This is a genomic window from Microbacterium sp. Bi121 (genome assembly GCF_918698005.1).
GTDB lineage: Bacteria > Actinomycetota > Actinomycetes > Actinomycetales > Microbacteriaceae > Microbacterium.
In genome coordinates this window covers 167,815-192,537 of record NZ_CAKKLJ010000004.1, presented here as the reverse complement: position 1 = coordinate 192,537, position 24,723 = coordinate 167,815, and the positions used below count along the sequence as shown (strand labels likewise).

The 24,723-nt window shown below is 67.9% G+C and carries 24 protein-coding genes and 1 tRNA gene; 15 read left to right on the top strand and 10 right to left on the bottom strand.

The features are described from left to right. Position 1: 1 nt before the first annotated feature. From LQZ87_RS07990 to LQZ87_RS07965, 6 genes are read left to right on the top strand one after another with little or no spacing between them, the layout of a single operon-like run. Entirely contained in the window at positions 2-1,255 is a 1,254-nt protein-coding gene (locus tag LQZ87_RS07990; protein ID WP_230102935.1) for a glutamate-5-semialdehyde dehydrogenase, read from the top strand. A gap of 52 nt (positions 1,256-1,307) precedes the next feature. Continuing rightward, positions 1,308-1,532: a hypothetical protein gene (locus LQZ87_RS07985; RefSeq protein WP_230102934.1), complete on the top strand. Its 225-nt coding sequence runs from the start codon at positions 1,308-1,310 to the stop codon at positions 1,530-1,532. Positions 1,533-1,537: 5 nt separating this feature from the next. Further along, on the top strand, positions 1,538-2,140 hold the full coding sequence (gene nadD, locus LQZ87_RS07980; RefSeq protein WP_230102933.1) for a nicotinate-nucleotide adenylyltransferase: 603 nt from the start codon (positions 1,538-1,540) through the stop codon (positions 2,138-2,140). Beyond that, the gene (locus LQZ87_RS07975) at positions 2,137-3,192 is read left to right on the top strand and encodes a hypothetical protein (RefSeq protein WP_230102932.1); all 1,056 of its coding nucleotides are present in this window, start codon (positions 2,137-2,139) and stop codon (positions 3,190-3,192) included. Before nadD ends, LQZ87_RS07975 begins: the two co-directional genes overlap by 4 nt. After that, on the top strand, positions 3,192-3,569 hold the full coding sequence (gene rsfS / locus LQZ87_RS07970; protein WP_230103130.1) for a ribosome silencing factor: 378 nt from the start codon (positions 3,192-3,194) through the stop codon (positions 3,567-3,569). Before LQZ87_RS07975 ends, rsfS begins: the two co-directional genes overlap by 1 nt. Next, on the top strand, positions 3,569-4,258 hold the full coding sequence (locus tag LQZ87_RS07965) for an SDR family oxidoreductase (protein ID WP_230102931.1): 690 nt from the start codon (positions 3,569-3,571) through the stop codon (positions 4,256-4,258). Before rsfS ends, LQZ87_RS07965 begins: the two co-directional genes overlap by 1 nt. Before the next feature lie 6 nt (positions 4,259-4,264). On the opposite strand, the gene LQZ87_RS07960 is transcribed toward LQZ87_RS07965, so the two are convergent. Then, positions 4,265-4,948 carry a response regulator gene (locus LQZ87_RS07960; protein WP_230102930.1) on the bottom strand — a complete coding sequence of 228 codons (684 nt, stop codon included), beginning with the start codon at positions 4,946-4,948 and terminating at the stop codon, positions 4,265-4,267. After that, complete coding sequence (locus tag LQZ87_RS07955) at positions 4,945-6,543, bottom strand: sensor histidine kinase (RefSeq protein ID WP_230102929.1); 1,599 nt, start codon at positions 6,541-6,543, stop codon at positions 4,945-4,947. The genes LQZ87_RS07960 and LQZ87_RS07955 overlap by 4 nt, the downstream gene beginning before the upstream one ends. 150 nt (positions 6,544-6,693) lie before the next feature. On the opposite strand from LQZ87_RS07955, the gene LQZ87_RS07950 reads away from it, so the two are divergent. The 3 genes from LQZ87_RS07950 to LQZ87_RS07940 are packed head-to-tail and all read left to right on the top strand — an operon-like array spanning position 6,694 to position 9,855. Continuing rightward, positions 6,694-7,725: a tripartite tricarboxylate transporter substrate binding protein gene (locus LQZ87_RS07950; RefSeq protein WP_230102928.1), complete on the top strand. Its 1,032-nt coding sequence runs from the start codon at positions 6,694-6,696 to the stop codon at positions 7,723-7,725. Continuing rightward, positions 7,722-8,285 carry a tripartite tricarboxylate transporter TctB family protein gene (locus tag LQZ87_RS07945; protein ID WP_230102927.1) on the top strand — a complete coding sequence of 188 codons (564 nt, stop codon included), beginning with the start codon at positions 7,722-7,724 and terminating at the stop codon, positions 8,283-8,285. The genes LQZ87_RS07950 and LQZ87_RS07945 overlap by 4 nt, the downstream gene beginning before the upstream one ends. A 13-nt stretch (positions 8,286-8,298) precedes the next feature. Next, the gene (locus tag LQZ87_RS07940; RefSeq protein WP_230102926.1) at positions 8,299-9,855 is read left to right on the top strand and encodes a tripartite tricarboxylate transporter permease; all 1,557 of its coding nucleotides are present in this window, start codon (positions 8,299-8,301) and stop codon (positions 9,853-9,855) included. Positions 9,856-9,876: 21 nt separating this feature from the next. Here the strand turns inward: LQZ87_RS07940 and LQZ87_RS07935 are convergent, their stop codons facing one another. The 4 genes from LQZ87_RS07935 to LQZ87_RS07920 all read right to left on the bottom strand — a co-directional run bounded on the left by LQZ87_RS07935 (position 9,877) and on the right by LQZ87_RS07920 (position 13,692). Further along, positions 9,877-10,224, bottom strand: coding sequence for a cupin domain-containing protein (locus tag LQZ87_RS07935; protein WP_230102925.1), 348 nt, complete (start codon positions 10,222-10,224; stop codon positions 9,877-9,879). Between the two features lie 102 nt (positions 10,225-10,326). Continuing rightward, complete coding sequence (locus tag LQZ87_RS07930) at positions 10,327-10,458, bottom strand: putative transporter small subunit (RefSeq protein WP_230102924.1); 132 nt, start codon at positions 10,456-10,458, stop codon at positions 10,327-10,329. Further along, positions 10,458-12,119, bottom strand: coding sequence for a sodium:solute symporter family protein (locus LQZ87_RS07925; RefSeq protein ID WP_230103129.1), 1,662 nt, complete (start codon positions 12,117-12,119; stop codon positions 10,458-10,460). The genes LQZ87_RS07930 and LQZ87_RS07925 overlap by 1 nt, the downstream gene beginning before the upstream one ends. Positions 12,120-12,540: 421 nt before the next feature. After that, entirely contained in the window at positions 12,541-13,692 is a 1,152-nt protein-coding gene (locus LQZ87_RS07920; protein WP_230102923.1) for a calcium:proton antiporter, read from the bottom strand. 114 nt (positions 13,693-13,806) lie between these two features. Here LQZ87_RS07920 and LQZ87_RS07915 point away from each other — a divergent pair, with 114 nt between their 5' ends. Then, positions 13,807-14,973 (top strand): low temperature requirement protein A, encoded by a 1,167-nt coding sequence (locus LQZ87_RS07915; RefSeq protein ID WP_230102922.1) that lies wholly within the window; start codon positions 13,807-13,809, stop codon positions 14,971-14,973. Between the two features lie 34 nt (positions 14,974-15,007). Here the strand turns inward: LQZ87_RS07915 and LQZ87_RS07910 are convergent. Further along, positions 15,008-15,083: transfer RNA gene (locus tag LQZ87_RS07910), tRNA-Ala, on the bottom strand. A gap of 127 nt (positions 15,084-15,210) precedes the next feature. On the opposite strand from LQZ87_RS07910, the gene LQZ87_RS07905 reads away from it, so the two are divergent. The 3 genes from LQZ87_RS07905 to LQZ87_RS07895 are packed head-to-tail and all read left to right on the top strand — an operon-like array spanning position 15,211 to position 18,170. Beyond that, the gene (locus LQZ87_RS07905; protein ID WP_230103128.1) at positions 15,211-16,293 is read left to right on the top strand and encodes an NAD(P)-binding domain-containing protein; all 1,083 of its coding nucleotides are present in this window, start codon (positions 15,211-15,213) and stop codon (positions 16,291-16,293) included. A gap of 9 nt (positions 16,294-16,302) precedes the next feature. Continuing rightward, positions 16,303-16,959: an NAD(P)H-binding protein gene (locus LQZ87_RS07900; protein ID WP_230102921.1), complete on the top strand. Its 657-nt coding sequence runs from the start codon at positions 16,303-16,305 to the stop codon at positions 16,957-16,959. A gap of 5 nt (positions 16,960-16,964) precedes the next feature. Continuing rightward, the gene (locus LQZ87_RS07895) at positions 16,965-18,170 is read left to right on the top strand and encodes a glycoside hydrolase family 3 N-terminal domain-containing protein (protein WP_230102920.1); all 1,206 of its coding nucleotides are present in this window, start codon (positions 16,965-16,967) and stop codon (positions 18,168-18,170) included. Here LQZ87_RS07895 and LQZ87_RS07890 read toward each other — a convergent pair. The 3 genes from LQZ87_RS07890 to LQZ87_RS07880 are packed head-to-tail and all read right to left on the bottom strand — an operon-like array spanning position 18,074 to position 20,759. Beyond that, positions 18,074-19,024: a 3-methyladenine DNA glycosylase gene (locus LQZ87_RS07890; protein ID WP_230102919.1), complete on the bottom strand. Its 951-nt coding sequence runs from the start codon at positions 19,022-19,024 to the stop codon at positions 18,074-18,076. The genes LQZ87_RS07895 and LQZ87_RS07890 overlap by 97 nt on opposite strands. 14 nt (positions 19,025-19,038) lie before the next feature. Next, positions 19,039-20,076, bottom strand: coding sequence for a phosphatase domain-containing protein (locus LQZ87_RS07885; protein WP_230102918.1), 1,038 nt, complete (start codon positions 20,074-20,076; stop codon positions 19,039-19,041). A 5-nt stretch (positions 20,077-20,081) separates the two neighbouring features. Then, positions 20,082-20,759 (bottom strand): DedA family protein, encoded by a 678-nt coding sequence (locus LQZ87_RS07880; protein ID WP_230102917.1) that lies wholly within the window; start codon positions 20,757-20,759, stop codon positions 20,082-20,084. Positions 20,760-20,791: 32 nt separating this feature from the next. Between LQZ87_RS07880 and LQZ87_RS07875 the strand changes: the two genes are divergently transcribed. Further along, a complete protein-coding gene (locus LQZ87_RS07875; RefSeq protein WP_230102916.1) occupies positions 20,792-22,120 on the top strand; it encodes an anthranilate synthase component I family protein in 1,329 nt (442 codons plus the stop codon). Between the two features lie 13 nt (positions 22,121-22,133). Continuing rightward, positions 22,134-24,713 carry a leucine--tRNA ligase gene (gene leuS, locus LQZ87_RS07870; RefSeq protein WP_230102915.1) on the top strand — a complete coding sequence of 860 codons (2,580 nt, stop codon included), beginning with the start codon at positions 22,134-22,136 and terminating at the stop codon, positions 24,711-24,713. Positions 24,714-24,723 lie beyond the last annotated feature (10 nt).

Below are 24,723 nucleotides of genomic sequence, written 5' to 3'. Positions count from 1 at the left end.
GATGACCACCGCATCGCCTCAGGACCGTCTCGCGCGCGCCAAGGAGGCGTCGCGCGCCACCGCCCGTCTCACGAGCGACGAGAAGGCCAGAGCGCTCGAAGCCATCGCGAGTGCCGTCGAGGGGAACGCGGCGGCGATCATCGCCGCCAACGCCCGCGACATCGACGAAGGACGTGCGAACGGGATCGGCGAGTCGCTGATCGATCGGCTGCGCCTGGATGCGAAGCGCGTGAGCGCTCTGTCCTCGGCTGTGCGGCAGATCGCTGCGCTTCCCGACCCCGTCGGGCAGGTCATCGGCGGACACCGGATGCCGAACGGTGTGAACCTCCAGCAGGTGCGGGTGCCGTTCGGGGTCGTGGGTGCGATCTACGAGGCACGCCCCAACGTCACAGTCGACATCGCCGCGCTCGCGCTGCGCTCCGGCAACGCGATCGTGCTGCGCGGCGGGAGCGCCGCCCGCGAGTCCAACACGGTGCTCGTCCAGGTCATGCGCGATGCGCTGGAGAGTGTCGACGTCACCCCGGAGGCGATCCAGACCGTCGACGAGTTCGGACGCGACGGCGCGAAGGCGCTCATGCACGGGCGCGGGTTCGTCGACGTCCTCGTCCCTCGGGGCAGTGCAGCGCTCATCGAGACGGTCGTCACCGAATCGACCGTGCCGGTCATCGAGACCGGAGCGGGGAACGTGCACATCGTGCTCGACGAATCCGCACCGGACGACTGGGCGCGCGAGATCGTCGTCAATGCCAAGGTGCAGCGTCCGAGCGTGTGCAACGCCGTCGAGACGGTGCTCGTGCTGCGTCAGGCTGCTCCCCGGCTCGTACCCCTCGTGGCCAGCGCCCTGCAGAGCGAGGGGGTGGCTGTGCACGGCGACGACATGGTCGCAGGGCTCATGAGCAATGTCATCCCGGCGACCGAGGAGGACTGGGCGACCGAGTACCTCAGCCTCGACGTGGCGATGAAGGTCGTCGACACCCTCGATGATGCTCTCGCGCACATCCGGAAGTACAGCACCGGCCACACCGAGTCGATCATCACGACCGATTCGCGCAACGCGGAACGGTTCCTCGCCGAGGTCGATTCGGCTGTCGTCATGGCGAACGCGTCGACGAGATTCACCGACGGCGCCGAGTTCGGCTTCGGCGCGGAGGTGGGCATCTCCACTCAGAAGCTGCACGCCCGCGGTCCGATGGGGCTTTCCGAGCTGACCAGCACGAAGTGGCTCGCGCGTGGGGCGGGGCAGACGCGCGCCTGAGCGATAGGATGGGTGAGCCTCTTCTCGCACCCGGTCACGAAACGGAGACAGGATGAACCTCGTCGCACAGATTGCGATGGCAGCCGCTGAAACGGAGCACCACGGAAACGTGGCCCTGGAGACCCTCATCTTCGGGCTCATCGCCGCTGGGCTGTTCGCCGTCCTCGGTCTCGTCACGTTCTCGTACCGTCACGTCGCCAACCGGCACTCCGCCAAGGCCGAGGCCTGGGCTCAGAAGCACGGCGCCGACGCCCACGGGGCAGGGCACGGCCACTAAGGCGCATGGAGAAGACGACCACGCGTGCCCCCCGCATCGGAGTGATGGGCGGGACGTTCGATCCGGTCCACAACGGGCACCTGGTCGCGGCAAGCGAAGTCGCGCACTCCTTCGATCTGGACGAGGTCGTCTTCGTTCCCACCGGGCGACCCTGGCAGAAGGCGAACGTCACCCCGAGCGAGCACCGCTACCTGATGACCGTGGTGGCCACGGCTTCGAACCCGCAGTTCACCGTCAGCCGGGTCGACATCGACCGCGAAGGCCCCACATACACGATCGACACCCTTCGAGACCTGAAGAAGGAGCGCCCTGGAGCTGAGCTGTTCTTCATCACCGGTGCGGATGCCGTAGCGCAAATTCTCAGTTGGAGGGACCATGATGAACTGTGGGAGTTGGCCCACTTCGTCGCGGTCTCCCGCCCAGGACATGTTCTGAGCACCGACGGCCTCCCGAGCGACAACGTCAGCCAGCTCGAGGTCCCCGCGCTGTCGATCTCATCCACCGCGTGCCGTGAGCGCGTGCATGACGATCAACCCGTGTGGTACCTCGTTCCCGACGGAGTCGTTCAATATATCGCGAAGCATCATCTGTATCGGAGCAAGGCATGAGCACATCGGATCAGCAGGGCAACCAGCCGCTGACCCGCAAGCAGCTGCGGGAGATCCGCCTCACCGGCGCGACGCCGGTGATCGGAGAAGACGAAGCCGCCGCAGACGCTGCGAAGAAGACGCCCCCGACCCCTGCCGCCCCTCTTGCCCGTCCGGCCGAACCTGCCGAGGTCGCCCCGGCTCCGGCCGACGTCGACATCGATGAGGACTCGGGAGCGCCGCTGACCCGTCGTCAGGTTCGTGCGCTCGAGCGCATGCGGACGGCATCCGTGCCCGTCATCGAGCCGGACGCCGAATCCGAGGATCAGAAGGACGAGGATCAGAAGGACGAGGCGGCGTCCGCCGACGCGGACGACGAGGTCGACTCCGAGGACGTCCCCGTGCCCGTCTCCGCCGCGGCGACCGACGAGGTCGTCTCGGGCATCCCGGTGTTCAGCACCGCCCGTGACGAGGATGCGCAGAGCGCCCGGTCCTTCGACGACGACGGCGACGACGACAACGACGACGATGACGCGGAAGGCCACGAGGACGGCGTCGATGAAGAGGTCGCCGAGCGGCCCATCGTCAGCCCGACGTTCGGCGAGCAGGTGCTCGGCGAGCAGACCGAGGTCCCATCGTTCGCCCCGTCGTTCGACGAGCTGATCACGTCGGACTCCGGCGGGTCGCACCGCGCGCCGAACACCCTGATCTTCACCCATCCGGGCGGAGGCTCCCTCTCCGGCCCTGTCGCGTCGACGGGCGAAGTGCTCATCACCGGCACCTACGAGCTCCCTGAAGGACTGGGCTCGCGGGGTCACGCGCGCGGCACCACCGACGGCAAGGACATCGATGCGGTGCTCATCGATGGTGAGCTGCCGCCGGCTTCCTCGCCGACACCCATCGCGGCGAGCTCTGCCGTAAGCACGATTCGCCCCGCGGGCGAAGTCATTCGCCCTCCCGCACCGGAGAAGGGCAACAAGCTCATGCTGACCTTGGCGATCACGGCGGGCGGGCTCGCGCTCGCCCTGGCTGTGGCGCTCATCGCAGCCTTCACCCTGAATGTGTTCGGATGATGCAATCACCTGAGAATGCCCAGACCATGCTGCAGATCGCAGCCGAAGCCGCCGTGTCCAAGGGCGGTGAAGACCTCATCGCGCTCAACGTCTCTGAACCGCTGCCGCTGGTCGACATCTTCCTGCTGGTCACCGGCAACAGCGAGCGCAATGTCGCCGCGATCGCCGACGAGATCGAGGATCGACTCATCGAGGCGGGCCACAAGCGCGTGCGTCGGGAGGGCCGTGCCGAGGCGCGCTGGGTCCTGATGGACTTCGGCGACCTGATCGTGCACGTCTTCCACGGCGAAGAGCGTGTGTACTACGGCCTGGAGCGGCTCTGGAAGGACTGCCCCGTCGTCCCGATCGAGCTCACCGAGGCCGCAGAGCGTCCCTGATGCCTGTGCATCTGATCACCGGAGCCGGCTCCGGCATCGGTGCAGCGCTCGCCCGGCGCCTCCACGACCGCGGTGATCAGCTCGTACTGCTGGCACGCGATGCCAGTCGGGCGCGGGACTTCACAGCTCATTACCCGGGTGCATCGACGCTGGTCGGCGATCTCGCACAGCCGGGGCGCCTGTCATGGGCGTTCTCGAAGCAGCACCTCCCTGAGCGGATCGACACACTCGTGCACGTCGCGGGCATCGTCGACCTCGGGCGGGTCGCCGACCTTTCGCCGACCGTGTGGGAGCAGCAGCTCGCCGTGAACCTGGTGGCTCCGGCAGAGCTCACCCGTCTGCTGCTGCCGGTGATCCGCGTCTCCCGAGGCCAGGTGCTGTTCGTCAATTCCGGCGCCGGACTGCGCGCCAACGCCGAATGGGGCGCGTACGCGGCATCCAAGCACGGCCTGAAGGCTCTCGCCGACGCCCTGCGCGCCGAAGAGGCGGGGAACGGTGTGCGCGTGACCTCGGTGTTCCCTGGGCGCACGGCGACGCCGATGCAGCAGAAGGTGCATCACCAGGAGGGCGCGGAGTACGTCGCCGACCGGTTCATCGACCCCGCGTCCGTCGCGACGACGATCCTCACGGCCATCGACTTGCCGCGCGACGCGCAGATCACCGACCTGTCGGTGCGACCGGGCGTCTGAACAGGTTCACCCGCGCAGCTGGTACCGCAACTCCGGTCTGCCGACGCCACCGTAGGTCGGGGAGCTCGCCGCGAGACCAGACTCCACGAGTCGCTCAAGATACCGGCGGGCGCTGACCCGTGACATCCCGAGCGCCTCGGCGAGCTCTGTCGCCGACAGCGGGCGCGCGTGGCTCTCCATGGTCTCGGCGACCCGTTGCAGCGTGACCCGGGAGACGCCCTTGCGGTTACTCGCCAGGGCGACGGCATCCCGCCGCATGAGCGCATCGACGGTGACCTGGTCGAGTTCGCCGGTGTCGCCCACCTCAGCATCCCGGGCAAGGACCCGGCGCACGTCGTCGAGCCGTTCGTGCAGCGTCTGCATCGGGAACGGCTTGACGACGTAGTGGTGAACTCCGTGCGCGCGTGCGCGCCGGACGGTCTCCAGGTCGCGGGCAGCCGTGACGGCGATGACCTCGACGTGCGCTCCGGCCGCGCGCAGCCGCCGCAGCACGTCGATTCCGGACACGTCCGGAAGGTACACGTCCAGCAGCATGACCTCGGGACGCAGCTCCGAGACCGCACGCAGCGCGTCGCCACCGGTCGGGGCGACGCCGACGACCTCGAAGTGCGGATGCCGCTCCACGAAGCCGCGCGTCACATGGGCGACGGCGAAGTCGTCTTCGACGATGAGCGTGCGCAGACGGCTCATGCGGTGACTTCCGCGAGTTCGGCGACCGGCAGGCGGATGGCGAACCGCGCTCCGCCGATCGCAGCAGGGGAGAGTTCGATGCTGCCGCCGCGCCGTTCGACGATGCGTGCGACAAGGGTGAGTCCGTACCCGCGCTGGCGGTCGCGGCTCTTCGTCGAGAAGCCCAGGCGGAACACATCTCCCCGGTTCTCGATCGGGACACCAGGGCCGTCGTCCTCGACGCAGATCACGGTGTCACTGCGCGCATCCCGCTCGATCGCCACGACGACGTGACCGCCTCGGCCGGCGGCATCCAGAGCATTGTCGATCAGGTTGCCGACGACCGTGCTGAGGTCGCCGTCAGCGGGGCCGGCAGGCAGACTCGCGTCCGAGATGTCGAGCCCGACACCGAGTTCGCGCGCACGGGCTCGCTTGGCGAGCAGGATCGCGGCAAGCTCGATGTCCTGGACCGCGTCCGGAGCATCCAGCCGGCTGAGGGCCCCACCGTCTCCCGCTCGCTCGATCACGCGACGGGCGGCATCGAACTCTTCGAGCTCGATCAGCCCGCCGATCGTGTGCAGGGTGTTCGAGAACTCATGCTGCTGCGCGCGGAGCCCCTCTGTGAGGCTCTGCGCGCCGGCGAGATCGCGCAGCGCGTGGTCGAGCTCGGTGCGATCCATCAGCGTGACGACGGTGCCGACCCTGCGCTTCTGCACGCGCACCGCCGCCGCTCTGGCGACGAGCACTCGCTCGCCGGAGAGCACGAGGCGCTGCGGAGTGGATTCGTCGACGTGAGAATCGGCGATCAGCATGGTGAGGTCGTCGAGCAGTTCGGATGCGGGCTTGCCGATCGCCTCGGCGGGGGAGTCGAGTCCGAGCAGGCGTGCGGCCGAGTCGTTGCACAGTGAGATGTCGCCGCGCTCGTCGAGGGCGAGCATGCCCTCGCGGATGCCGTGCAGAGTAGCCTCGCGCGTCTCCAACAGGCTCCGGATCTCATCCGGCTCGAGGCCGTAGATGCGGCGGCGCACGATGCGAGCGACACCGGTGGCGGCGATCACGCCGACAACCGTCGCAGCTCCCAGCGCGAGCAGGAATCCGGTGATGTCGCCGAGGAAGTCCTCGCGCAGCGCCGACTCGAGAATGCCGACGGAAACCTGCCCCATCACAGCACCGGAGCTGTCGAAGACGGGCACCTTGACGCGCCACGACTCGCCGAGGGTGCCGGTCTGCGTGCCGACGTACATGGCACCGGAGAGGGCGACGCTGGGGTCCGTCGACACCGGCTCGCCGATGCGGTCAGGATTCGGGTGCGAGTATCGGATCCCCTTGTCGTCGGTCACGACGACGTAGGCGACGTTCGACGCATCGCGGATCAGCTCGGCGATCGGCTGAATGGTCTTCGCCGGATCGGCGTCGTCATACGCTTCGATGATCGTCGGCAGTTGGGCGACCGACTGGGCCACGCCGATCATGCGCTCCTGTGATGCCTCGCGGATCTGCCGCTCCTGCATGAGCATCGCGGCGAGGCCGACGGTGAGGACGACGGCGAGCACGATGAACACCTGCAGCAGCACCAGCTGCGTGCGGAGCGTCATCGCTTTCACCACGTTCCCCATGATATTCGAGCGCAGAGCGGGCGATCAGGGTACGAAATGACCAAAACCTCCGGTACTGAACTCAACCGGTCTGCGGATTCGGGTGCGTCATAGGCTCACGACACCCGCACCCCGGCATCGACGCCGGAACGAGAACTCGAGGAGGAGTTCATGACACAGCACATCCGTACCCGAGGCCGCCTGGCCGCCGCAGCCGCGCTCGGCATCGCAGCCCTGACCTTGGCCGCCTGCAGCGGAGCATCGGCTCCCGCCGGCGACAGCGGAGACGGCGAGGCAGCCGCGAGCATCAAGAGCGTCGCCGTCGTCGCCCCGGCCGATCCCGGTGGAGGATGGGACCAGACCGCACGCGCGTTCGCGCAGGCGCTCAGCGATGAATCCCTCGTCTCGTCGGCACCCGTGACGAACATCGGCGGTGCCGGAGGCACCGTCGGACTCGCCTCGCTCGCGACCGAGACCGACCCGAACACGCTCATGATCACCGGCAGCGTGATGGTCGGCGCCGTCGAGACGAACGCGTCGGACGTGCGCGTCGACGACATGACCCCCATCGCCAAGCTCACTGAGGAGCCGCTGGTCCTCGTCGTCCCCAAGGACAGTCCGTATGACACGATCGACGACTTCGTCGCCGACTGGGTCGACAGGGGCGCTGACATCGCCGTAACCGGCGGTTCGGCCGGCGGCATCGACCACATCCTCGCGGCGCTTCTGCTCACGGATGCCGGCGTCGACGCGGCTGACGTGCCGAAGAAGCTCAACTACATCGCCAACTCGGGCGGTGGCGAGGCGCTCACCCTGCTCCTCGGCGGTCAGGTGCAGGCCGGCATCTCCGGCGTCGGCGAGTTCGCGCAGCAGGTGGAAGCCGGCGACCTGAAGGCGCTGGCGGTTTCGTCCGGCGAACCCGCGCTGCTGCTGCCCGACGTGCCCACGCTCAACGATGAGGGGATCGATCTCGTCGTCACCAACTGGCGCGGACTGATCGCACCGGGCGGCATCTCGGATGCCGAGAAGAAGGCGTTGGAGGAACTGGTCACCTCCGTGCACGACAGCAAGACGTGGACAGGCATCCTCGACAAGAACGGCTGGACCGACGCATTCCTCGTCGGCGACGAGTTCTCGAGCTTCCTCGACGGTGACATCACCACCACGCAGGAGACGCTGAAGACGATCGGTCTCGTCGAATGACAGATCAGTCCATCGCGGGGGCGCAGGCATCAGCCGGAGCCCCCCGGTCGCGCAAGATCGGCGAGCTCGTCTTCGTCGGGGTGATCCTCGTCTTCTCGGTGGTCGCGCTGGTGATGACCGGTTTCATCCGTGAGCCGCTCGGCTCATCGAACGTGCTCGGCGCGCGCGTGGTGCCCTACGCCGTTACCGGTCTGATGCTGCTGTCGTCGCTCGGCGCGCTCATCGCCGTGCTGCGCGGCGACGTCGGAGCACCCGATGAGGGCGAGGACATAGACGACGAGGCGAAGACCTCGTGGAAGACAGTCGTGCTGCTGGCGCTGTCGTTCGCGTCGCTGATCATCGTGATCCCGCTCGCCGGCTGGCCGGTCGCGGTCGTCGTCCTGTTCACCGGCGCATCGCTCGCGCTCGGGTCGACGAGCTGGTGGCGCGCGCTGCTGCTCGGCCTCGGGCTCGGTGTGCTCACGCAGCTGCTGTTCGGCACGCTGCTCGGTCTGTCGCTGCCGGTCTGCGGCACAGTCCTCCCGGGTCTGATCGGGGCATCGGGGGTGTTCGGTGGATAGCCTGCAACTTCTCATGGAGGGATTCGCGACCGCGCTGCAGCCGCAGTATCTACTGTTCGCGTTCGTCGGAGTCCTCCTCGGCACTGCCGTCGGCGTGCTGCCCGGCATCGGTCCCGCCATGACCGTGGCACTGCTGCTGCCGCTGACGTACACGCTCGACGTGACCAGTGCGATCATCATGTTCGCCGGCATCTACTACGGCGGTATGTACGGCGGATCGACCACGTCGATCCTGTTGAACACACCGGGGGAGTCCGCGTCGATAGTCACAGCGCTCGAGGGCAACAAGATGGCCCGGATGGGGCGTGCAACGGCCGCCCTCGCCACCGCGGCCATCGGCTCGTTCATCGCGGGCACCATAGCCACCGCGCTGCTCACGCTGTTCGCCCCGATCATCGCCGACTTCGCCGTGACCCTTGGGCCCGGCGACTACTTCGCGCTCATGATCGTCGCCTTCCTCACGGTCGGCGCCCTGCTCGGTGCGAGCCCCATCCGCGGCATCGTCTCGCTATCGATCGGCCTGTTCCTCGGGCTCGTCGGCACGGACACGCTCACCGGCCAGTCCCGCTTCACGTTCAGCATCCCGAACCTCGGCGACGGCATCGATGTCGTCATCGTCGCCGTCGGACTCTTCGCCGTCGGCGAGGCCCTCTACGTCGGCTCACGCCTGCGCACCGGCGCACTGCCGATCATCCCGGTGTCGGGAAACTGGCGCTCCTGGATGAAGAAGAGCGACTGGAAGCGCTCATGGAAGCCGTGGCTGCGCGGCACGGCGATCGGATTCCCGATCGGATCGATCCCGGCTGGCGGCGCGGATGTCGCGACATTCCTGTCGTATGCGGCCGAGAAGCGCCTCGCGAAGGACCCGTACCGCAAGCAGTTCGGCAAGGGCGCGATCGAGGGCGTGGCGGGACCGGAGGCGGCGAACAACGCCGCAGCGGCCGGCGTGCTGGTTCCTCTGCTGACGCTCGGACTGCCGACCACGGCGACCGCGGCGATCATCATCTCGGCGTTCCAGACCTACGGCATCCGCCCTGGACCGCTGCTGTTCGACAGCCAGCCGGCACTGGTGTGGGCGCTCATCGCGAGCCTGTACATCGGCAACGTCGTGCTGATCATCCTCAACCTGCCGCTGGTGGGCATGTGGGCGAAGGTGCTGCAGATCCCACGGCCGTATCTGTACGCCGGGATCCTCGTGTTCGCGGGGCTCGGCGCGTACGCGGCGAACTTCACGGTCTTCGACATCGGCGTACTGCTGCTGCTCGGGGTGATCGGGTTCTTCATGCGCCGGCACGGATATCCGGTCTCGCCGATGGTCGTCGGCGCGATCCTCGGGCCGATGGCGGAGGAGCAACTGCGTAAGGCCATGGCGATCAGCCAGGGCAACCCGCTGTACCTCGTGCACAGCCCGGTCTCGATCGTGATCTATTCGGCCATGATCGTCATCATCGTGCTCGGTGTCTGGCTCAAGCACCGCCAGGCGCGGTTCGAGGCGGACCTGGCCGAGATCGACACCGCGACCCTCCGGACCGTGGACGAGGAGATCGCCGAGCAGTTGCGCGATCGCTGAGGTCGCGACAGCCGGCTCCGCTCAGACGGAGCGGCGCACCGTCAGAAGGAAGACACTGTCTTCTCGCGCGAGGACGCTGTGCCGCTCCGGAGGGATCGGGATGAGGTCGCCGACGGCGAGCTCCCATGAGCGGCCCTGACCGGTCAGACGCAGGTGTCCGCCGAGCACCTGCAGCGTCGCCTCCGGCGGGCTGTCGTGCTCCGGAAGTTCGGCCTCCTCGAGCAGGGCCATCGCGGTCTGCCGCAGCACCGCATCCCGGCCGCCGTAGACGGTTTCGGCCGCTCGTCGAGACGAGGACTCGCGTGCTTCGGCGAGCAGCTTCGTCTGGAGTTCTTCGAGATTCGTTCGCGTGGGCGCGGACCCGGTCATGACCTGCTCCTATCGCTGGATGCTCCCGCCATCCTCGCATCCCCGGCCCAGAACGCAACAGGGCGGCACCCGGCCACCCGGATGCCGCCCTGTTGTCGGGCGTCAGATGATTTGACGCCCCTCCTTCTTGGCCTCACGGGCGTCCTTGGTGAACGCGCGGATGATCACGGCGAGCACGCCGATGACGACCACTGGCCACACCAGCACGTATGCGGTCATGAGGATGATCTCCATCACTTCTCCTTTCCGGTGAAGGCGGCATCGGCGGTGCGCACGACGCCTTCGGCCGCGCTGATGACCTCGGTCTCGGCGGTGTCGAAGTCGCCGGTGCGGTGCCGGATCACCGAGAAGTCGAACCGCTTGTCCTTATTGAACATGGTGATCGCGACGCACACGATCGTGCTCACCGCGTAGGCGACCAGCGAGCCCGACAGCACCGGATAGGTGTGCAGGAATCCGATCGCGAACGGCGCCGATGTAACAGATGCCACGGCGCCGACGACGACGGCGACCCGCAGCCCGAAGAAGCCGAACGACATGAGCCCGAGCACCACACCGATGCCGATCACCGAGAAGACATCGCTGACGATGCCCAGTCCGCCCGACAGGTCGACCCATTCGAAGCGCACCGGCAGGAATGCCGCAAGGGCTGCGACGACCGCGACGCTGAACGCCGCATTCGTCACCCGGTTCCAGTAGAAGCTCGCGATCACCGGGAAGACCAGGGCGCCCCACAGAGCACCGACGAACACCAGCAGGTCGAGGATGTTGAACTGCATCGACGCGAAACCGAGAGCTGCGGCGGTCGCCCCGACCATCGTCAGGCGTCCGACGAGCAGCATCGTCTTCGGGTTGGCGTTCTTCTTGCCGGCGATGTTCTGGCCGTAGATGTCGGCCATCATGATCGACGACAGTGCGGTCATGTCAGCATCCGCCGTCGATGACAGCGAACCGATGATCATGACGAAGAAGACGCAGATCAGGATCGGGCTGAGGTAGGTCGCGGCCATCTGCGGGATGAGGTTGTTGACATCGCCGCCCATGGGCTCGATGCCGGCGTACAGGGCGATGACGCCCAGCATCCCGACACCGATGATCGTCGCGCCGTACCCGATCGTCGCCGTGACGAAGGTCTTCTTGATCAGGTCCTCGCGGACGGCGAACAGGCGCTGCGCGATGGTCTGGTTGCCGATCGCGTAGGCGAGCACGGCCGCGATGTACGGCGCTCCCTGGTTGAAGAACGCGTCGGAGGAGAAGAAGTCGCCCTGCTGCGGGGTGAGGTTCTTCGCACCTTCGACGAACAGGTCGGGGCCGCCAGCGGCGAAGAAGATCACCGGGATGATGATCGCCACCGCGCCCAGCATGGCCAGAACCTGCGCGAAGTCGGTCAGCACCGAGGCGCGGAAGCCCGACCAGAGGGTGTACGCGAGCACACCGATCGCGATTGCGACGATGCCCTGCGTGAACGTGAACGGCGACAGCATCGAGATCAGCGCCCCGCCGGCGATGAGGTTGGAGGTCAGGCTGATGAGGCTGCCGAGCACGTTGGAGCCGGCGAGCATGAGCTGGCTCGAGCGGCCGTGCCTGGCGAACATCACCTCGGCGATCGTGTGCGCCTTGGGTGCGACCTTGCGGATGCGCCGGCCGAAGGGGTAGATCAACAGGATCATCAGTGCGCCCCACAGCCCGTAGTGGATCGGGCCGGAGATGCCGTACGTGTAGCCGGATGTCGCCGATGCGTACATCGAGGATGCCCAGATCCAGGTCGCCGTCATGGATGCGGCTGAGATGCCGAAGCCGATCTTGCCGCCGCCGGTCATGTAGCCGTCGGCATTCTCCTTCTTGCGGGAGATGCGAATAGACATGTACAGGCTGCCGCCGAAGAAGATCAGCATGAGCAGGACCGTCACTGGCCCTGAGAGTGTTTGGAGGTCGCCCACCGGATGGTTCTCACTTTCTCGTCGTGATGCGGCTGGAGCCGCCGGTCGAAGGAGAAAGTGCTCGCTAAGTGGGGGAGGGAACGCGGGGGAAGTAGATGGACATCGGGCGATCTGAAGCTGTCAGCATGGCGAACGAACCTGGATCACTGAGGCGCATGACAGCGCACAGACGAGAGATCCGGGGTGCGGCTCCTTTCGGTTCGGTCGCGTTCGGCACGCCTGACGTCGGCGCATCCTCAGCGGGATTCGAGGGATTGCGATCGCGCGCAGTCGGGCGCGCGGCTCGCGAGAGCGCACAATGCGCTCGATGCTCATTCATGCACGAGCATGTTCTCCACCATAGCAAACTCCCAGCGAACTCCCCGGGGAGTGCCGGTCAGGAGAACAGCACGATGAGGTAGACGGCGAACAACGCCAGGTGCGCCCCGCCATGCATCGCGGTCACGCGCCGGGCAGCGAACGTGGCGACGGACAGCAGCAGCGTCCCTCCGAGCAGCAGCAGATCGGCCGGCGTCTCGGCGAGGATCACGCCCTTGCCGGTCGCGGCCCCGATGACGAGCACAGCGGGGATCGTGAGGCCGACGGTCGAGACCAGGGCGCCGTGGCAGAGATTGACGACACGCTGGACCTCGCCGCCGAGCGCAGCCCGGATCGCCGTGATCGACTCGGGCAGGAACACGATCGCGGCGATGAGCACACCGGCCAGAGCCGGGGGAGCGCCGAGCCGACCCAGCCCGTCATCGAGGAGAGCTGCCATGTCGTGCGAGAGCAGCACGATCGGGATGACGGTGACGACGAGCAGGGCGAGACGGACGACCACTTCGGTGCGGTGCGTGCGGAGTGTGTCGCGGATGCTGTGCGCCGAGGCATGCGGGTCGGTCGCGCGCTCGATGCGCACCCGCTCGTCGACCTCGGTGAAGTCGGATGCCTGCGCGCCCATCTGACGGAACAGGAAGAAGCCGTAGAGCACGAGCGTGAGGATCACGACGGGGATCGCCTGCGCAGCGGTGTACGCGCCGTCCTGGCCGATCAGGACGGGGAAGCCGAACGCGACGGCGACGAGGACGACGAGCATCGCCAGGTATGCCGAGGTGCCGGTTCGGTTGTGCGCCATGCCGCGGTGCCGGATTCCGCCCATGAGCAGGGCGAGCCCGATCACGAGGTTCAGGATGATCATCGACACCGCCATGACCGAGTCGCGCGCGATCGTGGGATGCTCGCCGGGGCCGAGCATGACGGCGGAGATGAGCACCACCTCGATGAGCACGATCGACAGCGTCAGCACCAGGGAGCCATACGGGTCGCCGAGGCGGTGCGCGAGCGCCTCGGCCTGCTTCACGACGCCGAATGCGCACACGAGGATCACGGCGACGATGACGACGAGGGCCACGACCAGCACCGGCGCGGGAACGGGGGCTGCGAGCAGTGGATGAGCGAGCAGCAGGATGCCGAACGCTCCCCAGCCGAGCGCGATCCTGACGATGTCGGATGCGGCGACGAATGCTCTCGGGCTTCGCGTGGTTGTCATGACCGGGACTCCTTGCGGGGCCGTCCCCTGGTGCGAAGTCCGGTGAGGGTCGTCCCCCGCGGTGTGATCGATTCTAGCCGAGGGGGCTGATCGGCAGTCCTAGACTGACCATTCATGGGAACCATCGCATCTCGCGCATTCGGACCACTGGGGCTCGTCCGGATGTCGGGCCGGGACTCGCGAGAGGCTCATCGCGCGGCGAGTCCGCTGGAGCTCTTCTTCGACCTGGTCTTCGTCGTCGCCGTCTCGCAGGCTTCGCAGGGTCTGCACCACGGCATCGCGGAGGGCGAAGCGGGCGCAGCTGTGCTCGGGTACGGCATGATCTTCTTCGCCATCTGGTGGGCGTGGATGAACTTCACCTGGTTCGCTTCGGCGTTCGACGTCGACGACTGGCTGTACCGGCTGACGACGATCGTGCAGATGGGCGGCGTGCTGGTGCTCGCCACCGGAGTGCAATCGGCGATGGCAGAAGGAGAATGGGCCGTCGTCACCTGGGGATACGTGATCATGCGGCTCGCGATGGTCGCGCAATGGGCGCGCCTCGCGATCTCCGACCCTGAGCAGCGTTCGGTCGCGATCCGCTACGCGCTGGGCATCGTCGCCGTGCAGCTGCTCTGGCTCGCGCGACTCCTGTTCTCGGCCGACGTGCAGTTCTGGAGCTTCTGGCCGGCCGCCATCCTCGAGATGCTGATCCCGGTGTGGGCGGAGCGGGCGCGGAACACGCCGTGGCATCCGCATCACATCGCGGAGCGCTACGGATGCTTCACGCTGATCGTCCTCGGCGAGAGTCTGCTCGCCTCGAGCAATGCCGTGATCCCCGCGCTGGGTGCCGGCGAGCACACCGCGGCGCTGGTCGGCCTCGCCGTCGCCGGCATCGTGATCGCGGCAGGGATGTGGTGGGTCTACTTCAGTCGCGAGCAGGGCGAACGGCTCGGCGCGTCGCCGCGAGCCTTCGCCTTCGGTTACGCGCACTACTTCGTCTTCGCCTCAGCCGGTGCGGTGTCTGCCGGCATCGAAGTCGAACTCGACCTGCTCGAAGACGCTCATGGCGTGTCTACCGCATCTTCGGCGCTGGCGTTCACCCTGCCGGTAGCGGTGTTCCTGGTCGCGATCTGGCTCGTCATGCTGCGCGGCCGGATCTCAGAGCCCGCGTCGGCGATATTCCTGATCGCGGCTGCGCTGGTTCTCGCCTGCGGCGTTCTGCCGGTGCTCACGGTCGCAGGCACCGCCGTGTGTCTGGTCATCGCTGTGGTGACGCTCGAGTGGGACCGGCTGAGATGAGAAGAAGCCCTCGGCGTGTGCCGAGGGCTTCGCTTGGTGGACCTGAGGGGACTCGAACCCCTGACCCCCTGCATGCCATGCAGGTGCGCTACCAGCTGCGCCACAGGCCCATCTCGCTTCCCCGGGTGAGTGGGGCAACTTGAAAAGAATACAACACCGTCAGCGGTGCGCGCGAATCGGTGCGCCGCCGGGCGAGTTAGTGGGAACACTTCCGCAGATGCATGCGTTGTGATGGACATGGAGATCAGGGAGAGCATCGTCATCGGCGCAGGCCAGGCAGGGCTCTCGACCTCCTTCCACCTCAGGCGACTCGGAATCGACCATCTAGTCCTGGACGCGAACGACAGGCCGGGCGGCGCGTGGCAGCACCGGTGGGACGCGCTGACCATGGACGATGTCCACGGCGTGGCGGAGCTGCCGGACGCCCACGCGCCCGCTCGGGATCAGAAGCGCGCGAACGTGGTGGTGCCGGCATCCTTCGCCGACTACGAACGAGAGCACGACCTGCCCGTCATCCGCCCGGTGCACGTCGACCGCGTGCGCGACGACGACGGCATCCTCGTCGTCCAGGCGGGGGAGCGGGAGTGGCGCGCGCGGACGATCGTGAACGCGACGGGCACCTGGACGCAGCCGTTCCTGCCGCACTACCCGGGGATGGAGACGTTCCTCGGGGAGCAGCTGCACACCGTCGACTATCCGGGCCCTGAGCACTTCCGCGGCAAGCGAGTCCTGGTGGTGGGCGGCGGCGCCTCCGCGGTCCAGTTCCTCGGCGCGCTCGCACCGATCACCGACACGCTGTGGGCCACCCGTCGTGAGCCGATCTGGCGCGACGACGACTTCACCCCCGAAGCCGGCGCCGCAGCCGTCGCGCTCGTCGAGCAGCGCGTCGCACAGGGCCTTCCGCCGCAGAGCGTGGTCGGAGTCACCGGGCTCATGCTGCGACCGCAGGAGCGTGAAGCGCAGCGGCTCGGGGCGTACGCCGACCGGCGGCCGATGTTCCAGCGCATCGAACCAGACGGTGTCCGGTGGGCCGACGGATCGTTCGAGCGCGTCGACGTCATCCTGTGGGCCACAGGGTTCCGACCGGCGATCGCCCATCTCGGTCCCTTGCATCTGCGCAGTGACGCCGGCGGCATCCAGCTCGACCGTGCCGGGCGCGGCACGACCGCCGTGAAGGATCCGCGCATCCAACTCGTCGGGTACGGCCCATCGGCGAGCACGATCGGTGCCAACAGGGCAGGGCGAACGGCCGCCATCGGTGTTCAGCGCGCCCTGCAGGCCGTCTCCGATGGCCGTGCCGTGACCGTCTCGGCGGGTTAGCCTGGAGGCATGTCCCGTGTCATCGTCTTCGGCGGCCACGGCCGCATCGCCCTCCTGCTCGCACCGATCCTCGTCGCCAGAGGCGATGAGGTCACCTCGGTGATCCGCAACCCCGAACACGTGGCCGAAGTCGAGCAGACCGGAGCGACCGCGCTGGTCGCCGACGTCGAACAGCTGGGCACCGCCGCGATCGCCGAGCTCATCCGCGGTCACGACGCCGCGGTGTGGTCGGCCGGAGCGGGCGGAGGGTTGCCGGAGCGCACGTACGCCGTCGATCGCGATGCCGCGATCCGGTCGATGGATGCCGCGGCATCCGCCGATGTGAAGCGCTACATCATGGTGTCGTGGCTCGGCTCGACCGCGGATCACGGTGTGCCGGAGAGCGATTCCTTCTTCGCGTACGCCGACGCGAAGTGGGCAGCAGACGAGCACCTGCGCGGCACCGACCTGGACGGCACGATCCTCGGCCCCGGCACGCTCACCTTTGACGAGCCCACCGGACTCATCGACCTCGAGGCACCCGACCGCGGCCGCGTGTCGCGCGCCGACGTCGCAGCGGTCATCGCCGCTGCTCTGGTCGAACCCCTCACCATCGGGCGCACCGTCCGCTTCGGAAACGGCACGGCCGACAGCGCCGAACCGATCTCCGTCGCCCTCGCGCGCTGACCGCCATGCGCCGGTGGATGCTGCTGGCCGTCGCGACGCTGATCTGCGGTGCGCTGGGCGGCGGCGCCGTGGGCGGCAGCGCGTCTTCGACGCACGCACCGTCCGTTCGACCCGTGAACGCCGCCCTCGCCGCGGCGCAGCCGGTCGTCAGCGGCCCGGCCGCCGAAGCGGCGCGTCTGGTCGGGGAGATGACCACGGCCGAACAGGCCGCGAGCATCGTGATGGGGCACATCCCTACCGTCGATCCTGCGGCCCTGGCCGACTACATGAGCGCGACGAGCATCGGCGGGTTCATCCTCATGGGAGCGAACGTGCCGGCCACCGAGGCCGGTCTGCGTGCCGTGACAGCAGCCCTCGCCTCCGAGGCGGACGTTCCCCCGCTGATCGCCATCGATCAGGAGGGCGGTGACGTCTCGCGCCTTCCCTGGGACGATGGCGCATCGTCCAGCACCCTCAAGTCGCGTCCGACCGCCGAGACCTCGGCGGCGTTCGCAGCGCGCGCCGCGCTGGTCGCCCGCGCCGGAGCGAGCGTGAACTTCGGCGTCATCGCCGACACCACCGGCGACGCGTCCTCGTTCATCTACCGACGCTCACTCGGCGCCGATCCCGCGTCGGCGGCCGATCGAGTCTCCGCCGCCGTCGCTGCCGAGGAGCCGATGGTAGCCTCTACGCTCAAGCACTTCCCGGGGCACGGTGCGGCTCCGGGCGATTCGCACCAGCTGATCCCGAGCACCGGGAAGTCGCTGGACGAGTGGCGTCGCACGGATGCCGTGCCGTTCGAAGCCGGCATCGACGCCGGCGCGCGGCTCCTCATGTTCGGGCACCTCTCCTACACAGCGGTCGATCAGAAGCCGGCTTCGCTCTCGCAGCGCTGGCACGAGATAGCCCGCGACGATCTCGGCTTCAACGGGGTGATCGTCACCGACGACCTCGGGATGCTGATCTCCACCGGCATCCCGGAATACGCGGACCCCGTCGCCAATGCCGTCGCAGCCGTCGCAGCGGGAAGCGACCTCGTGCTCATGGTGGCTCACTCCACGCCTCAGACCGCGGCACAGATCACTGGCGGGATCGCGGAAGCGGTCGAGCAGGGCTCACTCCCGGATGATCGGCTTCAGGATGCCGCGGAGCGCGTCATGACGCTCAGGCTCGAGCTTGCGGCATCCGCTGCCGTGTGGGCGCCCTGCGGCGACTGCGAACCGGTGTCCTGACCCCGATCCCCACCCAGCCACGCGTCGAGCATCCGCTCGCGGAGCGCCGTCCCGCGCTCTGCGAACTCGCGCTGGCGGCGCACGTACTCGCTCTTTCCTTCTGGCGTCTCGATGGGGACGGGCACGACGTCCCAGTCAGACAGGTCGTACGGCGCTGCTTCCATGTCGAGCAGCCGGATGTCGCCGGCGAGCTCGAACGCGTCCAGCAGCAGGTCACCGGGGATGAGCGGGCCGAGCTTCATCGCCCACTTGTACAGGTCCATGCCGGCGTGCAGACAGCCGGGCTGCTCGAGCGCCGGCTGATCCGCGCGGGTCAGCGGCGTGCGGTTGCGCGGCACGGCGTCCGGTGTGAAGAATCGGAACGCATCGAAATGCGTGCAGCGCAGATCGTGCGACTCGACGACGGCATCGGTGCCGGACTGGCCGAGGCGGAGCGGAGCGGGATGCCGGTGCTCATCCTCGCGGTAGACCATCGCCCATTCGTGCAGGCCGAAGCACCCGAACTGGCCGGGGCGTGCGGCGGTGCGGCGCAGCATCCGCTCGATCAGATCGGCGAGCGGCGCCTTCTCGCGCGCGAACGCCTCGGCGTCCGGGGCGACGGAATCACGGTCGGCCCCTATCGCGTACCAGCGCCAGCCCCCTCGCTCCGGAGCATCCAGAAGCTCGACGCCCGCGCCCGGATGCCAGCGCCGCAGCTGCGACGGCGAATACGAGTAATAAGTGAACAGGAAATCCCAGACCGGGTGCTTCTCGCCACGCGCGGCCCGAGCGCGGTGGGCAGCGGTGAGCGCGTCGGCGCGCTCCTGGTGGGCGCGCTCGCGCTCTGACCAGGTCGATCGATCAAGGCTCGTCATTCCAGCTCGTCACTTCACGTCTGTCGATGCAGGATGCCGACGTCGGTGAGCCGCTCGCGGAGACCTGCGCCGTCGGAGGCCGCGACCCACGGTGCTGTGTCCTCCGAGTGGTCATCCGAGGTCGCGCGTCCACCGGCGAGCATCGCCTCGGTGGTGGAGAGCTGCCTGATCGCGACGCCGGCGACGGAGGCAGGGTGGTCGATCATGAACTCGGTGTAGATCGCCTCGTCGTGCTGGCCGTCGTCGCCGATGAGCAGCCACTTCACCCGGGGGAACTCCTCGGCGAGGCGGCGCAGGTTGGTGAGCTTGTGCTCGCGTCCGCTCCGGAACCAGCGCTCGTGCGTCGGACCCCAATCGGTGAGCAGCATCGATCCCAGTGGGAACAGGTGCCTGCCCATGAACCGGCTGAGCGTCGGAGCGACGTTCCAGGCCCCGGTGGACAGGTAGATCATCGGAGCGCCCGGATGCTGTCTCATCAGCTGCTCGAGCAGCACCGCCATGCCGGGCACGGGGATGCGGGCGTGCTCGTCGACCACGAAGGAGTTCCAGGCGGCGATGAACGGGCGGGGGAGCGCGGTGACCATCACGGTGTCGTCGACGTCCGACAGCACGCCGAACTCGACGTCGTCTGCGACGATGAACGCCGTCGCCTCGACGGGCTCCTGCCCTTCGACGGACATCGTGAAGCGCTGCCACCCGGCTGCGAGCTCGGCGTCGATGACGGTGTCCACCACGCCGCCTCGATCCGCGATCACCTCGTGGGTGCGCCCGGCGATCACGATGGTGACCTTGGCGAAGCCCACAGGGATGCCGACGAAGCTTCGCCATCCGCGCACCGACTCGTACTCGCCATCCGCTCCGCGGCGCCGCGGCGGCACGATCAGCACCCGGCCGAGCACGCGGACCCAGCCCGTGCCCCCGTAGCCGGCGAACGGCAGGACCGTGGCGGTGCGTCCTCGGCGGCGCGCGCGGCTCTCCCGCCACACGTGCAGGCGGTGCTCGAGGCGCGCGAACCAGTGGATCCGGGGCTTCTTGGCGGTGTCTTCAGACATCGCCTTCAGTCTTTCATGTCGGAGGTGGGAGTCTCGTCGGTCTCGGCCGCGCGCATGTGGCGCGCTTCCCACTTCTCGAGCAGCTTCTTTCCGAGGAGCACCAGCAGGGCGAACACCACGATCACGCCGACGAACACGTAGCCCGCGAAGTGCACGCGGTCGACGAGTTCGCGGAAACCGCCGGCAGCGAGAGACGTGACGCTCACGTAGGCGGCGGCCCACAGGAGGCACGCCGGCGCCGTCCAGGCGAGGAAGCGGCGGTAGGAGTAGCTGCTCATGCCCACGGTGAGGGGGACGAGCGAGTGGAGCACCGGCAGGAAGCGGGAGAGGAAGATCGCGAGCCCGCCGCGGCGCTCCAGGTACAGTTCGGCACGCGTCCAGTTCGCCTCGCCGATCCTCCGGCCGGCCCAGGACCGGCGGATACGAGGGCCGAGCCAACGGCCGAGCCAGAATCCGATGCTCTCGCCGATCAGTGCGCCGACGACCACGGCGACGACCATAGCGATGGCTTCGACCGGACCGTCGACGCCCATGGACGCGATGATGACGATCGTGTCGCCGGGGACGATGAGGCCGATGAGGATGCTGGTCTCGAGCATGACGGCGAGCCCGGCGATGAGAGTGCGGGCGATCGGATCCACCGCCTGCACGGCGTCCAGGATCCACAGCAGGAAGTCGTCCACGCAGACGAGAATACGCACCCTACGCTGAGATCGTGCTCCGTGAACGGTTCGACCTGCAGCAGCGCTTCCGCGCGCTCGCGGCCGAGCATGCGAACGTTTTCTGGTTGGATGCCGGTGCCGGAGCCGCGGAGGGGTGGAGCTTTCTCGGTACGGGGCTTCCGGATGCCGGGGGACCGGGGCATGTGCGGCTCGATGTCACGGTTGCCTCTGATGACGGACCACCGTTCCGCAACGGCTGGATCGGCTGGCTCGACTATGAGTCGGGGGCGCAGCGGGCCGGGGCACCCGCTGCTGCGTCAGAGGGCGGGCCGGCATGGCTCCGCGTCACCTCGGCCGTCGCCGTGGATCACTCCAGCGGTGCCGTGTGGCAGTTGCAGGATGCGGAGTCCGAGTGGCTTCGACTCCCCGGGTCGGTGAGCGAGCGAAGCGAGACGAAACGCGTTGAGCGAGCGGAGCGAGTCGAAACGTTCACGCCGACCGCAACGGCATCCGCCCGTCACACGCCGGACGAGTACGCGGACCTGATCGAACGCTGCCGGCACGCCATCCGCGCCGGCGACGCATACCAACTGTGTCTGACGACGCGATTCGATGTACCGGGCGCCCACGACCCCGTCGACGCGTACATCCGCCTGCGCGAAACGACACCTGCACACCATGGCGGCTTCGTGCGGATCGGAGGACGGGCGCTGCTGAGCGCGAGCCCGGAGACGTTCCTCCACGCCTCGGGCGGAGTGATCCGCACTCGTCCCATCAAGGGCACTCGTCCTCGGGGCGCAGATGCGGCATCGGACGCCGCGCTCGCGGCCGAACTCCTCGCGAGCCCCAAGGAGCGCGCAGAGAACGTCATGATCGTCGACCTCATGCGCAACGACCTGTCGCAGGTGTGCCGGCCGGGATCCATCCATGTCGACGCGCTCTGGGCGGTCGAGTCCTATCCCGCGGTCCACCAGCTCGTGAGCACGGTGAGAGGGGTGGCCGTCGAGGGTCTCACGACGGAGGCGCTGTGGGATGCCGCCTTCCCCGCAGGCAGCATGACAGGAGCGCCGAAGCTGTCGGCCATGACGCTGCTGCACGCCTTCGAGGCCGGCGGGCCGAGGGGGATCTACAGCGGTTGCTTCGGCTACGTCGGCGCCGACGGCGCCGTGGATCTGGCGATGGTGATCCGCAGCATCGTTGTCGACGACGCCCATGCTGTCGTCGGCGCCGGCGGCGGCATCACCTGGGGATCGATCGCGGCCGATGAGATCGACGAGGTCGCGACCAAGGCCAGGGCGCCCCTCGCGGCGCTGGGTGCGGAGCTTCCGGAGGCCTGGCGCCGCAGGCGATCCGATATCCTGGAAGTTCCTGACTTTCCCTGAGATTGGCCATTCGTTGTCTGAATTCTCCGCTGCCTCCGCCGAGCCCGTCGACGAGTCGTCGACGCCGCACGCCATCCAAGCCAAGTGGCAGAAGTACTGGGCCGACAATGACACCTTCCTCGCGGGGGGAGCGGACGACCGTCGACCGCGCAAGTTCGTGCTGGCGATGTTCCCGTACCCGTCCGGCGACCTGCACATGGGCCACGCCGAGAACTACCTGTACTCCGACATCGTGGCGCGCTTCTGGCGTCACCGCGGCCACAACGTCCTGAACCCGATCGGGTGGGACTCGTTCGGTCTGCCGGCCGAGAACGCGGCCATCCGCCGTGGCGCCGACCCGCGCGAGTGGACCTACCAGAACATCGATCAGCAGAAGACGGGCTTCAAAGCGTACGGCGTCTCGTTCGACTGGACGCGTGAGCTGCACACGTCCGACCCCGAGTACTACCGGTGGAACCAGTGGCTCTTCCTGCAGCTGCACGATCGAGGGCTCGCCTACCGCAAGAAGAGTCCGGTCAACTGGTGCCCCAACGACCAGACGGTGCTCGCGAACGAGCAGGTCGTCGACGGGCGCTGCGAGCGCTGCGGCGCCGAGGTCATCAAGAAGAAGCTGACCCAGTGGTACTTCAAGATCACGGAGTACGCCGACCGTCTGCTCGATGACCTCAATCAGCTCGAGGGTCGCTGGCCGCACAAGGTGCTGCAGATGCAGCGCAACTGGATCGGCCGTTCGATCGGCGCCGACGTGGACTTCCGCATCGAAGGCCGCGACGAGCCGGTGACCGTTTTCACGACGAGGCCCGACACGCTGCACGGCGCGACGTTCTTCGTCGTCGCCCCCGATGCAGACCTGGCTTCAGAACTCGTGGCCGACGCGTCCGATGAGGTGCAGGAGCGTTTCCGGAGCTACCTCGCCGACGTCCAGAAGACCACCGACATCGACCGGCAGTCGACTGATCGCCCGAAGACCGGCGTATTCCTGGAGCGCTTCGCAGTCAACCCGGTCAACGGCGAGAAGCTGCCGATCTGGGCTGCCGACTACGTGCTCGCCGACTACGGCCACGGCGCCGTCATGGCGGTGCCGGCGCACGACCAGCGCGACCTCGACTTCGCGCGCGCCTTCGACCTGCCGGTCAAGGTCGTCGTCGACACGACTGCTCCCATCACCGGCGCGATGCCCGTGATCGACGTCGACGAGGACGGCGTGCCGATCGAGCCCGCTGAGGCTCTCGACGAGCAGCACCCGGCATCCACCGGTGTCGCCCTGTCCGGCGAGGGCCGGATGATCAACTCCGGCGATCTGAACGGCCTGTCCAAGCGCAACGCCATCGCGCGCGCCATCGAGCAGCTCACCGCTGCAGGCACCGGCCGCGCGGCGAAGAACTACCGTCTGCGCGACTGGCTGATCTCGCGTCAGCGCTTCTGGGGCACGCCGATCCCGATGCTGCACCATGAGGACGGCGCCGTGACCCCCGTCCCCGCCGACCAGCTGCCCGTGAAGCTGCCGAGCGTCGAGGGACTGGACCTGTCGCCGAAGGGCTCATCGCCGCTCGGAGCAGCCGAGTCGTGGGTGCGCACCGTCGATCCGGCGTCCGGTGAGCCGGTGCTGCGCGACGCGGACACGATGGACACGTTCGTCGACAGCTCGTGGTACTTCCTGCGCTTCCTGTCTCCGAACAGCGAGGAGTTCGCGTTCGACCCGGCCGAGGCGTCGCGCTGGGCTCCCGTCGACAGCTACATCGGCGGCGTCGAGCACGCGATCCTGCACCTGCTTTACGCGCGATTCATCACGAAGGTGCTCTTCGACATGGGGCTGATCGACTTCACCGAGCCGTTCAGCAGCCTGATCAACCAGGGCATGGTGATCCTCGACGGCGCGAAGATGTCCAAGAGCAAGGGCAATCTCGTGCTGTTCCAGGAGGAACTCGACAAGTACGGCGCCGACGCGCTGCGTGTCGGACTCGCCTTCGCCGGCCCTGTGGAGGACGACAAGGACTGGGCGGACGTGTCGACCACTGGCGCGCAGAAGTTCCTCGCCCGCGCGCTGCGCCTGAGCCACGAGGTGTCCAGCCCGGTCGACGTGCTGTTCAAGGACGGCGATGCCGCGCTGCGCCGCGGCACGCACAAGCTGCTTGCCGAAGCGCCAGCGCTCGTAGAGCAGACGAAGTTCAACGTGCTCGTCGCACGCCTCATGGAACTGGTGAACCTCACGCGCAAGACCGTGGACACGGGCGCCGGCGCTGGAGACCCCGCCGTCCGGGAGGCCGTGGAGACCGTCGCCGTCATGCTCGACCTCATCGCCCCGCACACGGCGGAGGAGATGTGGGAGACGCTCGGTCACGAGCCGTCCGTCGGTCTGGTCACGTGGCGTCAGGCGGATCCAGCGCTGCTCGTCGAGGACACCATCACCGCTGTCGCACAGGTGAACGGCAAGGTGCGGGCACAGCTCGAGGTGCCGGCCAAGATCACCGCCGACGAGCTCGAGGCGCTGGCTCGCGCCGATGAGCGCGTCATCCGGTCGATCGGCGACAAGGAGATCGTCAAGGTGATCGTCCGCGCGCCGAAGCTGGTGAACTTCGCCGTCAAGGGCTGAGGGCCCTGCA